General features: G+C 73.0%; 8 protein-coding genes. 5 read left to right on the top strand and 3 right to left on the bottom strand.

Going from position 1 to position 13738, the window contains the following annotated elements; genetic code table 11:
• The first annotated feature begins 37 nt into the window (after nt 1-37).
• Nucleotides 38-1252 carry a tetratricopeptide repeat protein gene (locus I5071_RS12055; protein ID WP_236605578.1) on the top strand — a complete coding sequence of 405 codons (1215 nt, stop codon included), beginning with the start codon at nt 38-40 and terminating at the stop codon, nt 1250-1252.
• Nucleotides 1253-1399: 147 nt separating this feature from the next.
• Nucleotides 1400-2344: a DUF4388 domain-containing protein gene (locus tag I5071_RS12050; protein ID WP_329611155.1), complete on the top strand. Its 945-nt coding sequence runs from the start codon at nt 1400-1402 to the stop codon at nt 2342-2344.
• A 46-nt stretch (nt 2345-2390) separates the two neighbouring features.
• On the opposite strand, the gene I5071_RS12045 is transcribed toward I5071_RS12050, so the two are convergent.
• Together I5071_RS12045 and I5071_RS12040 are read right to left on the bottom strand one after the other, a co-directional pair.
• Nucleotides 2391-5132 carry a PQQ-binding-like beta-propeller repeat protein gene (locus tag I5071_RS12045; protein ID WP_236605576.1) on the bottom strand — a complete coding sequence of 914 codons (2742 nt, stop codon included), beginning with the start codon at nt 5130-5132 and terminating at the stop codon, nt 2391-2393.
• A complete protein-coding gene (locus I5071_RS12040; protein WP_236605575.1) occupies nt 5129-6139 on the bottom strand; it encodes a HEAT repeat domain-containing protein in 1011 nt (336 codons plus the stop codon). Before I5071_RS12040 ends, I5071_RS12045 begins: the two co-directional genes overlap by 4 nt.
• A gap of 278 nt (nt 6140-6417) precedes the next feature.
• Between I5071_RS12040 and I5071_RS12035 the strand changes: the two genes are divergently transcribed.
• From I5071_RS12035 to I5071_RS12025, 3 genes are all read left to right on the top strand, one after another.
• On the top strand, nt 6418-9042 hold the full coding sequence (locus I5071_RS12035) for a hypothetical protein (protein ID WP_236605574.1): 2625 nt from the start codon (nt 6418-6420) through the stop codon (nt 9040-9042).
• Nucleotides 9043-9265: 223 nt separating this feature from the next.
• Nucleotides 9266-12124, top strand: a complete 2859-nt coding sequence (locus I5071_RS12030; RefSeq protein WP_236605573.1) for a serine/threonine-protein kinase — start codon at nt 9266-9268, stop codon at nt 12122-12124.
• Nucleotides 12125-12176: 52 nt separating this feature from the next.
• The gene (locus I5071_RS12025; RefSeq protein WP_236605572.1) at nt 12177-12755 is read left to right on the top strand and encodes a hypothetical protein; all 579 of its coding nucleotides are present in this window, start codon (nt 12177-12179) and stop codon (nt 12753-12755) included.
• Here I5071_RS12025 and I5071_RS12020 read toward each other — a convergent pair whose 3' ends face one another.
• The gene (locus I5071_RS12020) at nt 12756-13658 is read right to left on the bottom strand and encodes a hypothetical protein (RefSeq protein ID WP_236605571.1); all 903 of its coding nucleotides are present in this window, start codon (nt 13656-13658) and stop codon (nt 12756-12758) included.
• Between the last annotated feature and the right edge of the window lie 80 nt (nt 13659-13738).

The following is a 13738-nucleotide window of genomic DNA, read 5'->3' as shown; positions in this document are numbered from 1 at the left end:
TGCCCTGCGGGGGGCATCGGTCTATACGCTGATCCACATGAGCGCGAGGTCGGAGGAGAGCGCCGTGGAGCGTCTGCGCAAGCAGGCGGAGCGCGCGATCGCCGCTGCGCAGGGACGTCGTGTGGTCGAGCCGCTGCTCGAGCGCATCGTGAGCCTCGCGCCCGATGGCAGCGACGCGAGCGTGTTCGCGCATCGCCACCTCGCCGAGTACCGGATCGAAGATCATCCGTGGCGCGCGCTGCTCCATCTGCGCAAGGTCGTCGGCGCGCATCCCGACGACGACGTCGTGCACGCGCTCATGGGTCTCTCGCACGCGCTGCTCGCGAACTTCCGCTCCGCGGTCTCCTCGTACCGTCGCGCGCTCGCGCTCGCGCCGCGCAACCCCTGGTACCACCACAACCTCGGTCACCTGCTCGACGTCGCGCTCGATCAGCCCGCGACCGCGCTCCGTCATCTCGAGTTCGCGCATCGCGCTGCGAACCCGCCGGAGCACGAGATCGCTGCGTCGCTCGCGCACTGCCTCGCGCGTCTGGGCCGCATCGACGATGCGCGCGAGACCGCGACCGTCGCGGTGCAGGGCGAGCCGCGCAACCGCGAGCACAAGCAGCTGCTCGCGTGGATCGAGCGTGGTGCTCCCGAAGAAGAGGGCGACCCGCGCACGCGTCGCGCTTCGCCGGAGCAGCAGCAGCGCGCACGCGGCGCATCGCCCGCGCGCAACGCGTCGCCGGGCCGCTCCGCGTCGACGTCGTCGCGTCCTCCGCGCGAGGTCGACGCGCGCCGTGAGGTGGAATCGCGCAGCGAAGCGCGCGCGGAGCGACGCACGCCGCGGCCGACCGGCGAGCGCACCCGCGGTGGTGAGTCGCGCGCGCGCACCGAGCCCGGCGTCCGTGTCCGCGGTGACGACGAGGACGCGGTCCTTCCGATCCTCGAGCGCGTGATGCGCGATGGTGGCTTCACGCCCGAGCACGTCGCCCGCGCGCGACGTCTGTGGGTGGACTATCGCGAGACGCGTGGGTCGCGCGAAGGTCGCGCATCGCGTCGTGAAGAGCGCGCGCCGCGCGCGCCGAAGCCGGACGTGTGCGCGGCGGCGATCGAGTACGCGATCGCGCGCTTGCACGGACTCGACGGAGTCACGCGCGCGTCGGTCGCGCGCCGCTACGGCGTGAGCGCGCGCGCGGTGTCGGAGCGCTTCGACGACATCCAGGTCGTCCTCGCGCTGAAGCCCGACGATCCGCGCTACGCGCGCTGCTGAGTATCCCGAGGGAGCTCCGCCCCCTTCTCGAGCCCCGGCCGCTACGCGCTGCGCGCGGGGCCCCAGCCCCGCTTGCTCGTGCTCGGCGCGCTGCATCCGCTCGGCGAAAAGTGGACGCGGTGATCGCGAACGTCGTATCCGACGGGCATGACCGTGTGGCCTGCCGCTGCTGCGCTCGCTCGTGCGTTGACGATGCTCGAGCGCGCTGGCGCGAGCGGCGAGCTCGAGGCGAGCGCGCGCGAGGGCCGGGCGAAGATCGTGATCCGCGAGGGTCGAGTGATCGCGATCGACGCGCCATCGGTGGCCGCGCCGCGCCTCGGTCATCTGCTCGTCGGATCGGGCGTCGATGCGGCCGCGGTCGAACGCGCCGCCGCGACGCGCGAATCGGGCGTGCGCGTGGGCGACGCGGTGGTGCGCGCAGGGCTCGCAGGGCAGGGCGCGATCAGCCACGCGCTGCGGGTACAGCTCCGCGCGCGCGTCCGTTCGATCGCGGGGTGGGACGGTGTCGAGCTGCGCTTCGAGCGATGCGCGCCCCGTCCGCGTGCCCACGAAGAGCCGAGCCGCGCCGGCGAGCTCCTGCTCGGTGCGATGCGCGATGCGCTCTCGGGCGCGACCGTTCCTTCGGTGCGCGATCGAATCGGTGAGGGCTCGCTCGTGCTCACGCCGCTCGGCGAAGCGCTGGTCGGCGGCGCGCCGCTCTGGCCCGACGAGCAAGCGCTCGCGGCGGTGCTCCGCCGGCCGTCGACGCTCGACGCGCTCGAGCGCGCGTGTCGCGGGAGCGATCGCGCCTTCCGACTCCTGCTCGCGCTGCGTGTGCTCGAAGGCGCCGCGCCGCCGCCGCCGGGGCGCGCGACGCTCTCTCTCCTCGCGCGGAAGGCGCGCGAGATCCGCCGAGCCACGAGCGCGGAGGCGCTGCTCGACCTCCCGCGCGGCGCCCGGCCCGACGAGGCGCGCGCAGCGTGGCGCAAGCTCGCCGCGACGTTGCACCCCGATCGCTTCGCGCACGGTGTCCCCGCGCCGCTGCTCCGCGTGTCGACCGAGGTCGCGTGCGCGATCAACGGTGCGGCCCGCGAGCTGCGCGCGGCCCGCTGATCGGGCGCCGCCGCGGCGCAGCGCCCGATCCGGTCTCAGCGCGTCCTCAGCCCTCCGCGGGCGCCCACCACGGGTTCTCCTCGGCGGGAGGAGGCGTGGGCTGGGCCGGCGGGGGCGCCGCGGCCGGCGGGGTGGGCTGGGCGGGTGCCGCCGGCGGCGTCGGAGCGGCCTCGGGGGCCTGTGCGCGACCACGACGGCCGCGCGCACCACGCTGGGTCGGCGGGGGCGGCGTGGGCTCGGCCGGGGGCGCTGCAGGGGCTTCCTCGGGGGCGACCTCTTCGCCGCCCTCCTCCGCGCCTGCGCCGCTCCACCAGGCACCGCTTCCGCCGCCCGATCCGGCCGGCTCGCCGCTCGTCGTCGCGGTGGTGCCACCACCCGCCGTGGTCGTTCCGGCGACCGGCACCTGCGGGCCCGTCGGGGGCGGCGGCGTGGGCCGGGCGGGCGCCGGACGGCGCTCCCACCACGCGCGCGCCACCGGCTCGGTGCTCGCCGGCGCGCTGGTCGACGCCCGGCGCTGCGACCACGTCCACCACGGCGCGCCCGGCGGAATCGCCGCCATCTCGGACTGCGTCGGCGCCGCCGTCTCCTCGCCCGCGCCACCGCGCACGCGGATCACGAACGACGCGCGCATGCGCCGCTGGCGGAACCGCGGGAACTCGATCGCCGAGACGCGCTCCTGCATGCACTGCACGAGCTCGGGCGTGTTCGGCGCGACGCCGATCTCCTGGGCGTGCCCGTCGTTGTTCAGGATGAACACGAGGCGCACCTGACCGAGCAGCGGGTTCCGCCCGATCTCGCCCGCGACGCACTCGCGCAGCGGATCGACGTGCCCGGCGAACGTCTGGTCGATCTGCTCCTGGGTCAGACGGCCCGGGAGCGCCGCTTCCTCCTGGCGCGCCGCCTCCTGCGCCGCGCGCTCGGCCTCTTCGACCTCGCGCCGCGCCAGCGCTTCCTGCTGCTGGCGCTCGGCCTCGAAGTAGCCGCCGATCGACTCGCGGAGCGCGCCCACCGTGCGCGGCTCCGCCGCCAGCGCGGTCAGCATCTCGCGACCCTCGGGCCCACCGTGCCGGAACACGCCCTCGGCCGCCGCCGCGAGCGCCTGCGAGTGCTCCGCGAACGTCGTGTCCGCGTGATAGAGCACCAGGAACTGCCGCAGCGCGGGCACCACCGACGCGTCGCCCAGCTCGACCACCGCGCGCACCACCGTCGGCAGCACCGCCGCGGGCGTCTCGTGATCGTTCATCTGCTGCACGAGGCCGGGCACCGCCTGCGTCGCCCGCATCTCGAGCAGCGAGGGAACGATCACCTCGAGCGGCGGCGCCTGGGTGTCATCGAGGAAGTCGTAGCGGCGCGCGAGCGCCTCCACGAGGTGCTCGCTGCCGGTGCGACGCGCGCGCAGCGAGTTGCCGATCGCCTGGCGCAGCGCGCCCGGCATCGACTGCTGCGCGTAGAGATCGAGCAGGTCGCGCGTGATCTCCGGATCCTCCATCGCCGCGAGCTGCTGGATCGCGTACGCGCGCGCCGGCACCAGGCGGTTGTCGGGATCGACCGCGATCGCGCTGAGGCTCGCGCGGAGCGCGGGCGCTTCGCCCTCGGGCGCTGCACCGGGCGCGAAGCCGGTCACGTCGAGCGCGACCGACGCGAGCTGCAGCTCACTGCCGCCGGTCCAGCGATCGAGCCCGCTCGCGCGATCGAGCACGCGCATGCGTCCCTGCTCGCCGACCACGAAGAGCCCGTCCGCCGTCGCCTGCGCGCCGATCACGTCCTGCTCGAGGATGCGCGCCCAGCGCATGTTCCCCTCGAGGTCGTACGCGAACGCGTAGCGGTAGTAGACGAAGTAGACGGTGTCGCCGAGGATCGCGACCTCTTCGGGCGAGGCCGTCTGACCCGGCGTGAAGTAGAGCCGGATGCGGCCGCGCGCGCTGCGCGTGCCGGGCTTCGGGAGGAAGCCGTCGTCGAAGAGCTCGACCTCGCGCGCGACCTCGCCCTCGTGCAGCACCGGCAGCTGCGGGATCGGCAGCTCGCGGTGCGTCGACTCCGCGCGCTGACCGCTCACCGAGCGGTGCGTCATGCGATAGACGCTGCGGTGCCCGTAGTAGACGCCGGTCGGGTCCTCGAAGGTCCACGCGAGGACGTCGTCGGTCGAGCGCAGGCGCGCGAGCTCGGTGCCCGTCGTCTCGTCGAGGATCGCGAGGTTCTGGCGCTCCCACGGCACCATCACCATGCCGCCCGAGGCCGCGGGCTGACCGAACACGCCCTGCACCTCGTGGCGCCAGCGCTCCGTGCCCGTCTGCGCGTCGACCGCCGCCACGTGGCCCACGCGACGCGCGCCACCGAGCGCGCCCACGGTCGCCGCGTAGTAGATCGTGTCGCCGTCGCGCGTCGCGCCGACGTACGCGAGATCCGCGAGGCGCTGCGTCCATCGCTGCGCGCCGGTGCGGAGATCGAGCGCGACGAGCTGCTGCCGATCGCTCACCAGCACGACGTCGCCGAGGATCTCCGGGCGCGTCTGGGTGTCGATCGCCTGCGACCAGCGCTCGGTGCCGTCCGGCGCGATCGCGACCACGCGCCGGCCCTCGCCGTGCGTCGACGCGATCACCAGCGGCTCACCGAGCGCGTTCTCGGGGCGCTCGTGCGGGCGCGGATCGGGAAGGCGCTCGAGCACCGCCGCGATGTCCTCCGCCTGGTTGTCGGCGAACTGATGGCTGAACGCCGCCTGCGTCCCGGCGCCACAGCCGGAGAGCGCCGCGATCAGCGCGAGCATCGAGACCCGACGCAGCGAGATCACTGCGCACCTCCCGTCGTCGTCGTGGTGGCCGGCGCCGCGGGCCCGCCCACCGTCGTGGTGCGCCGCGTGTCCCCGTCCACCGGGATGCGGCGCAGCGTGTCCTGCACGACCTGCCTGTAGCGGCTGCGATCACGTTCGCCGAGCCGCGTGAGCTCCTGCGCGAGGAACTCGCGCACGGTGCGGCCCGACACCTCGCCGAGCCGGTTCACGATCTGCACCTTCACGTCCTCGTCGATGTCGGTCCGACGCAGGAACTGCTCGTAGCCGCTGAGCATGACCGAGAGCGGCTGCTGCCCGAGCTGCGTGGAGAAGCGCTCGACGCTGCGCCCGTCGCCGAGCTTGCCGATCGCCACCGCGGCCTCGACCACGCCGCGATCGAACGCGCGGAAGAGCACGTCGACCGAGCTGCGCGACCCGATGTTGCCGAGCGCGAGCGCGACCGTCGCGCGCACGCTGCGATCGCTGTCGCGCAGACCCTGCTCGAGCAGCGCCGCGACGCGACGATCCTCGACCGCCGCGATCGCCTGGTACGCACGACGACGCGCACCGGCGCGGCGATGCCGCGTGAACTCGGTGAGCACGTCGAGCGAGGTCGGATCGGCGAGACCGCGGAGCGCCTCGAGCGCGCGATCGGTGATCGCATCGGGCTGACCCGAGCGCAGCAGATCGGCGAGCGGCGCGACGACCTCGCGGCGATCGATGACGCTCAGGAGATCGATCGCCTCGCGCACCTCGTCGGGGTTGGCGCTCTGGAGGCGCGGGACGATCGTCCCGAGATCCGCGATCGTCGGCGCGGGTGCGGTGGGGCCCTCGGCCGTGCCTTCGCTCGGCTGCGCGGGCTGGGCGGTACGCCGCTGGCCGCGCTGGCGGGGCTGCGCCGAGGCGCGATCGGGCGCGGCGATCATCGCCGCAAGGCCCAGCGTGGCCGCCGACAGCACGGCCAGGAACGTCTGGATGCGCATGACTGAAACCCTCGAATTACGCGGGCTTTTCGGCCCGTAGCACACTCGGCGCCGGCATCTTGCCGTCATGTCACGGACCGATCAACCCAGAGATCCTTGGGAACTCACGCGTCCCCTCGTGACAAGTGTCGCCGTCGTACCTGGATCGGCTCACCGGACGGGTGGGACGGTGCTGCCGAGGGGAATGCCCCGTGCTACCTCGCGGCCCGCCAGCCATGTCCTCGACGAGCTCTCGCAGCGCGCACGCGGCCTTCCGCGCCCGCGAGTCCGCGCCTTCCGAGCCCGCCGGCGCGCCTGCACCGAGGCGGCCCTTCGCCCGCTGGATGCGCCCGCGCCGCCGCCTGCTCGGCGCGCTCCTGCTCGCGCTCGTCGTGCTCGCCGGCGTCCGCTACGCGCTCTCGGGCGCCAGCTCGGGATCGCCCGAGGCCTCGCTCGCCACCGTGCTGGCGCGCGACGGGCTGCGCGTCGATCCGGACACGGTGCTGTGGCTCGCAGAGGACGACGGGCCGTGGTCCCTGCGTCCCGCGCTCTTCCTCGCCCACGCGGATCGCGAGCTCGACGACGTCTGGTACGCCGAGGTGCGCCCCGGTCGCGGTGGTGCGGTGCTCGACGTCACGTCGGTCGCGAACCTCACCAAGAGCGCGAGCACGGCGGAAGAGCGCCTCTCGCGCGCGGGCGATCACGCGGTCTTCCTGTCGCGCACCGGCGATCAGATCGACGCGCTCACCGTGCTCGATCTGCGCGGCGAGGATCCCGAGGCGATCGCGGCGTTCACCGCCGTGCAGCGCGCGCAGCACGCGATCTCGAACCTGCAGGAGACGGGGCGCACCGCGGGCTTCGGTCGCGTTCGCTACCAGCGCCACGAGACCGGCTCGGAGGCCGATCTGCGCGCCGACGCGACGCACGTCGCGCTGCTCGAGGGCGAGCACACGGTGATCGATCTCGATCTCGCGACGCTCGCGCTGCGCGAGGGCGCGGAGCGGGTCGACGTGCAGGAGCACGTGCCCGGTCAGCCCGGCGGGATCACGTGGGTCGTCGACACCGTGCGCAACCTGTCGTTCGTCGGGCCCGCGCCGATCGAGTGGCTCGAGAACCGAGTCTTCGCGGTGCAGGACTGGTGGGATCGCACGCGCTACGCGCTGATCGGCGGCGAGGACACGCAGGAAGCGGTCGCGGCCGAGCTCGGCGTCACGCGCGAGGACGTGCAGGCGCACATGAGCGAGGAGCGCCGCGCGCTGCTGACCGCGGCCGAGGCCGAGCTCGGCTGGCCTCCGCCCGCGATGCAGCCGGTGATCACGGACGATCCCGTCGCCGGCGAGGGCGAGTGGATCCCGGTGATCGACGATCCCTTCGTCAACCAGTACCCGGGCGCGCCGCCCGCGTTCGTGCAGGGCTTCGTGCGGCCCGACGTCGAGCGCCCCTACGTGCGCGTCTACGTCACGATGTGGGATCCGCGTCAGGTGCAGCTGCGCGTCGTGCCGGGCACGCGCGAGCCCCAGAGCGCGACCGGCGAGGTCGGCCAGGGCCGCATCCCGCGCGACGAGCGCACCGTCCGCACGCTGGTCGCCGCGTTCAACGGCGGCTTCCAGGCGATGCACGGCGAGTTCGGCATGATGGCCGAGCGCCGCGTCTATCTCCCGCCGAAGCCGTGGGCCGCGACGGTCGCGGTGTTCGACGACGGAACGGTCGGCATGGGCAGCTGGCCGGCGCCGAGCTGGCGCGGTCAGTACTTCGACGAGAACCTCGCGAACCGGCAGATCCCCGAGGGGATGATCGAGATGCGCCAGAACCTCACCGCGATGGTCGAGGACGGCGTGTGGAACCCCTGGGAGCGCTGGTGGTGGGGCGCGGCTCCGCAGGAGAGCGAGGAGCAGACCTTCACCTATCGCAGCGGTCTCTGCCTCACGCAGGAGGGCTTCCTCGCGTTCTTCTGGGGCAGCTCGCTCGGGCCCGAGGCGCTCGGTCAGGCGATGGTCTCGGCGCGCTGCGCGCGCGCGATGCACCTCGACATGAACAGCGGGCACTGCGGCTTCGAGTTCTTCCGGCCGTACCGCCGGGACGCGACGGGCGACGACGCGCCGCCGCCCGTGCAGCGCGTCCACGCGGAGTACGAGCACGACGGCGAGCTCCCGCAGTCGCCGGGCTGGCGCGTGCGCGGCCGCAAGGCGGTGCGCTCGATGGCGATGCGCTTCCCGCGTTATCTCGCGCGCGACCCGCGAGACTTCTTCTATCTCACGCTGCGACCGACGCTGCCGGGGCCGGCGCTCGTGGGCGCGAGCGACGACGAAGGACGCTTCTCGAGCGCGGGGCTCCCGCACGCGGGCTGGCCCTACGCGTTCGCGCGCACGCGCAGCGGCGAGACCTGGATCGTGCGCATCGATCCGCGTCGCGCGGTGCCGGCGCCGCTGCACCGCGCAGTCGGTGAGGACGCGCCGCGCCTGCTCGCCGGCTTCACCGGTGCGAGCGCCGGGTCGATCTCGCTCTACGCGACGCGCGCTTCGATCGGTCACGAGATCGCGATCGGGCGCGCCGGTCCCGACGATCTGGTGTTGCTCTCCGGTGCGCCGCTCACCGAGGGGGCCGGCGCCGCGGTCGGCGTCGATCGCGACGGCTTCGTGATCTACGCCGAGGGCGGCGACGTGCGTGCGGCCTTGACCCGCGCCGGAGTGACCGACGCGATCGCGCTGGGCGACGACGTCCGGCTCGCGCTGGCGGGCGAGGGCGGCGCCGCGGCGCCCGACGGCGAGACCGCCCGCGATCTCGCCGCCGAGCCCACCCTCGCGCTCTACGCCGCACAGCGCGCGGCGGCCGAAGTGATCTTCCCCGACAACGCGCCGATGCCCTATTCGCGCTGGGGATACTTGCAGGGACAACGGGTCCGCTACTTCCCCGACCACCCGCCGCGCTTCAGCCGCGAGGTCGAGGGCGAGGAAACCTCCCCGCAATAATCGCGTCTCGAACCGGAGCCAAAGGCAGCGCGCGCCCGGTGGTCCGACGTCGTAGGCCGTGAGGTCCCTCTCGGACTCATGAGCCGATGACGGGGGACCCACCGTTGATCTGCGCTGCGCAGGACCAGTACTATGGGCCGCCTTTCCCGAGAGTTCCCGGGGGTGCGGCTCGCGTCGAGGTCGTCACCTACTCCGGGCGCCGCAGGCGGGGATCGAGACTGCGATGAAGAAGCCCATCCCGTTCGGCAAGTACGTGCTCCTCGAGCGGATCAACGTCGGGGGCATGGCCGAGGTCTTCAAAGCGAAGGCCTTCGGCGTCGAGGGCTTCGAGCGGCTCGTCGCCGTGAAGCGAATCCTGCCCTCCATCGCCGAGGACCAGGAATTCATCACGATGTTCATCGACGAGGCGAAGATCAGCGTCCAGCTGACGCACGCGAACATCGCGCAGATCTTCGATCTCGGGAAAGTCGGCGAGTCCTACTTCATCGCGATGGAGTTCGTGCACGGCAAGGACCTGCGCGCGATCTTCGACCGGGCGCGCAAGCGTGGCGAGACCACGCCCGTCCCGATGTCCTGCTACATCGCGATGAAGATCTGCGAGGGCCTCGACTACGCGCACAACAAGAAGGACGCGGCGGGGCGCGATCTCAACCTCGTCCATCGCGACGTCAGCCCGCAGAACTGCCTGATCAGCTACGACGGCGAGACGAAGCTGATCGACTTCGGCATCGCGAAGGCCGCGGGCAAGGCAGGCCGCACCCAGGCCGGCATCCTCAAGGGCAAGTTCGGGTACATGTCGCCCGAGCAGGTGCGCGGCCTGCCGCTCGATCGGCGCAGCGACATCTTCGCGGTCGGCATCGTCCTCTACGAGCTGCTCACGGGTGAGCGCTTGTTCGTCGGCGAGAGCGACTTCTCGACGCTCGAGAAGGTCCGCAACGTCGAGATCATGCCGCCGTCGACCTACAACCGGCGGATCCCCGAAGAGCTCGAGCAGATCGTCCTCAAGGCGCTCGCGAAGGACGTCGACGATCGCTACCAGACCGCGATGGATCTGCATGACGACCTGCAGTCGTTCATGTACACGAGCGGCAACTTCTTCTCGCGCAAGGATCTGAGCGCGTACATGCGCAAGGCCTTCGCCGACGAGATCGCGAAGGAGAGCGCGCGCGAAGAGGAGTACCGGCGCATGGAGGCCGATGGATCGTTCGGCCGCACGTCGTCGGCGTCGAGCGGTGGCTCGGGCCTCGAGGCGTTCGCGGACCTCGAGCCGATCGAGGCGTCGCAGCCCTCGGTGCAGGTGCCGCAGCACACGCACCCGCCGCAGCTCCAGGCGCAGGCCGCGAACGTCAGCGCGCACCAGCCGCCGCCCGGCCCGCGCAACCAGCAGAAGCGCACGATGACGGGCATGCCGGCGATGCAGCCGCCGCCTCCGCCGCCGCGCCTCTCCGGTGGCCCGCCGCCTCCGCCGCCGCCGCGCTCGAGCACGAGCGGCGAGATGTCGGCGCCTCCGCCTCCGCCGCCGCGCTCGAGCACGAGCCAGGAGATGGCGGCGCCCGTGCAGAGCAAGGCGCCCGCGCAGGGCAGGGCGCCGGGCCTCGACATGGACTGGGACGAGGAAGAGCTCTCGACCCAGATCTACGACAAGCCCGACGGCATCCACGGCGCGCTGATGCAGGATCTGCCGCCCGCGACCGCGCCGGCGCCCTCGTCGCCCACGCGCCCCGCGGTCGGCGGTGCGCGTCCGTACGCGCCCGCTGCGACGCCGGCGCCGATGGGCGCGCCGTCGCCCTTCGACAACCTTCCGCCGCAGCCGGCGCAGGGACCGACGATCGGCCCCGAGCCCACCGCGGTCACGCGCAAGCAGCCCGAGCGTCGCGGCGGCGTGAGCGGCGCGCTGCTGGGCCTCGCGGGCATGCTCGTGCTCGGCGTCCTCGCCGCAGGCACGTGGTTCGTGTTCCTGCGCTCGCAGCCGGGCACGATCACGGTCACGACGACGCCCGGTGATCCCGTCGTCTATCTCGACGGCGAGGTCGTGCAGTCGTCGACGTCGAGCCCGTTCGTCATCGCGAACGTCGAGCCCGGCCAGCACCTCGTCGAGGTGCGCAAGCTCGGCTTCGAGACGTGGGCGACCACGGTGACGGTCGAGTCGGCGGCGCAGCTCCAGCTCCCGCCGGTCGCGCTCGTCGCGGTCGCGGGCAGCACGTCGCCGACGAGCCCCGCGGTCGCAGGGATCGGTGGTGCGCAGGGCGGGACGACGACGGTGCCGGGAACGGCTCCGGCGGCCGCGGGCACGGGCTTCACGCTGAGCACGGTGCCGTCGGGGGCGCGCGTGTTCGTGGGCGACCGCGAGCTGCCGCAGCGCACGCCGGTGCAGGTCAACGATCTGCAGCCGGGCACCTATCAGATCCGCGTCGACAACGGCACGAGCTACGCGCCGTGGCTCACCCAGATCACGCTGGCCGAGGGCCAGGTGATGGCGCTCCCGCCCGCGGTGCTGACGCTGCGCACCGTGAGCGTCGAGCTCACGTCGGAGCCCTCGGGCGCGCAGGTCACGCTGGTGCGCGGCAGCGAGGAGCGCCGCGTCGGCCGCACGCCGGTGACGACCGACGTCGACGTGACGGGCGCCGGATGGCGCGTCGAGATGGAGCTCGGCGGTCACCGCGACTACGAAGCGGACCTCGTGCTCCCGCAGGGCCAGGCGAACGCGGTGCACATGGCGACGCTCGAGCGCATCGAGCGCAGCGGTGGCGGCGGTGGAGTGCGCATCGCGACGCCGCGTCGTGATCCCGAGGCGGGCGGTGAGACCAGCACCGGCGGCGGTGGCGCGGCGGAGAGCGAGGAGCGTCCCGCGGCGGGCGGCAACGGCACGCTGATGGTCAACACGCGGCCGTGGTCGCAGGTGTTCGTGGACGGCCGCCTCATCGGCAACACGCCGCAGACGAGCATCTCGCTGCCCGCAGGGCGTCACACGCTCCTGCTCGTCAACTCCGAGTTCAACATCCGACACACCGTGCAGGTGCAGATCCGCGCCGGGGAGACCGAGCGCCAGATCATCACGCTGCCCGTGGGTGGCGGAGGCTGAGCGAGACGAGCCCGCGTGCGTCGCGCGCGGGCTCCGCTCATGATCGCGCCCGATGTGCGGCCGGACCGAGAGCGCGAACCGACGACGACGTGCACGTGAGGGCGCGACGCTCTTGCAGGTCGCGGCCGTCGTCTTCGTCGTCGGATCGCTGCTCGCCGCGTTCGTGCCGACGTACATCCGGCAGCTGCGGCTGAGCAAGATCTCGGAGGCGTCCGAGCACCTTGCGCTCATGCACATGCGCGCGGCCGCGTACTTCGCGGCGGACCACGAGACCGAGCGCGGCACCGCGCGTCACTGCCTGCCTGGCGCTGCCGGTCCGACGCCCGCGACCCCGAGCGTCGAGCCCGTCGAGGTCGCGTGGAACGATGCGTCGACGATCGACGGCGCGACGTGGAGCGCGCTCGGCTTCGCGCCCGATCGACCGGTGCGCTTCAGCTACGCGTTCGAGCCCGCGACGCACGGCTGCGGTCTGCGCAGCGCCGAGGGCACCTACCTCGTCACGTTCCGCGCGAACGGCGATCTCGACGGCGACGGAGTGCGCTCGGTGTTCGAGCGACGCGCCGCCGCCGATCCGCGCACCGGCGAGCTCGTCCCGATCGGCATCCTCTACACGCGCGATCGCGTGGAGTGATCACTCCACCTCGGTGATCGCCTCGAGCGCTTCGCGCTCTTCTTCGAACGCGTGCGCGGCGAACCCGTCGCGATAGGCGTCCTGCCATCGCACGACCGGGCGCGGGCCCACCAGGAAGTAGAACGCGGGCGACGCATACGGCATCTCGCGCACGCGGCCTTCTTCTTCGCGCCGGTTCGCCTCGACGAGCCCCTCGGCGTACGCGCTCGAGCGCAGCTCCGCGATCGCATGCGCGAGTCGCGTGCGCTCGTCGTCGTCGTCGGTGAGCGCGTACATCTCCTCGAGATGATCCGCCGCCGACTCCGCGCGGCCGACGCGCGAGAGCAACGATGCGTTGGTGAGCGCGAGCCACGCGGGCCCCGCGCCGCGGCGCGCGGCGAGCATCAAGTACTCGGCGGCTTCGCTGCGCGCCTCGTCTCGCTCGGCGGGATCGTCGAGCAGCGGAGGGAGCTCGAACGCGAGCGCCGCGCCGAGCGTCCACGCGAGCTCGCCGTCGTCGGGGAAACGCTGGTGGCCGCGACGCAGGTACTCGATCGTGCGTCGCGCGTCGTCGGCGGTGATCGCCTGGGGGCGATAGAGGCCCGCGGTCGCGATCCATCGATAGACCGCGCGGAAGTCGGGATCGAGCGCGAGCATCGCGTCGGTGTAGTCGAAGACGTGGCGCAGCCCGCCGCGCGCGACGACCTCGTCACCGAAGTACACGAGCGCGCGGGCCCACAGCAGATCGGCGAGCGCTTCGTCCCAGCCGAGCGAGAACACCGGCAGCCACTCGGGTGGCGGCACGTAGTAGACGTCCTCGTACGTCGAGCTCGCGACGTGGTGCTCCATCGATCGCACGCGCAGCGCGGAGCCCGCCGCAGCAGCGACGATCACCGAGAGCGCGAGCGCGATCGAGGTCCTCAAGCGTGCGTGCTCCAGAAGCGCGAATGCCCTCCCACGCACTGCGTGGGAGGGCATCCTAGCTCGACTCGCATCACGCGAGC

Source organism: Sandaracinus amylolyticus (assembly GCF_021631985.1).
Lineage (GTDB): Bacteria > Myxococcota_A > Polyangia > Polyangiales > Sandaracinaceae > Sandaracinus > Sandaracinus amylolyticus_A.
Note: the sequence above shows the minus strand (reverse complement) of the source record. Positions and strands in the feature narration are given on the sequence as shown.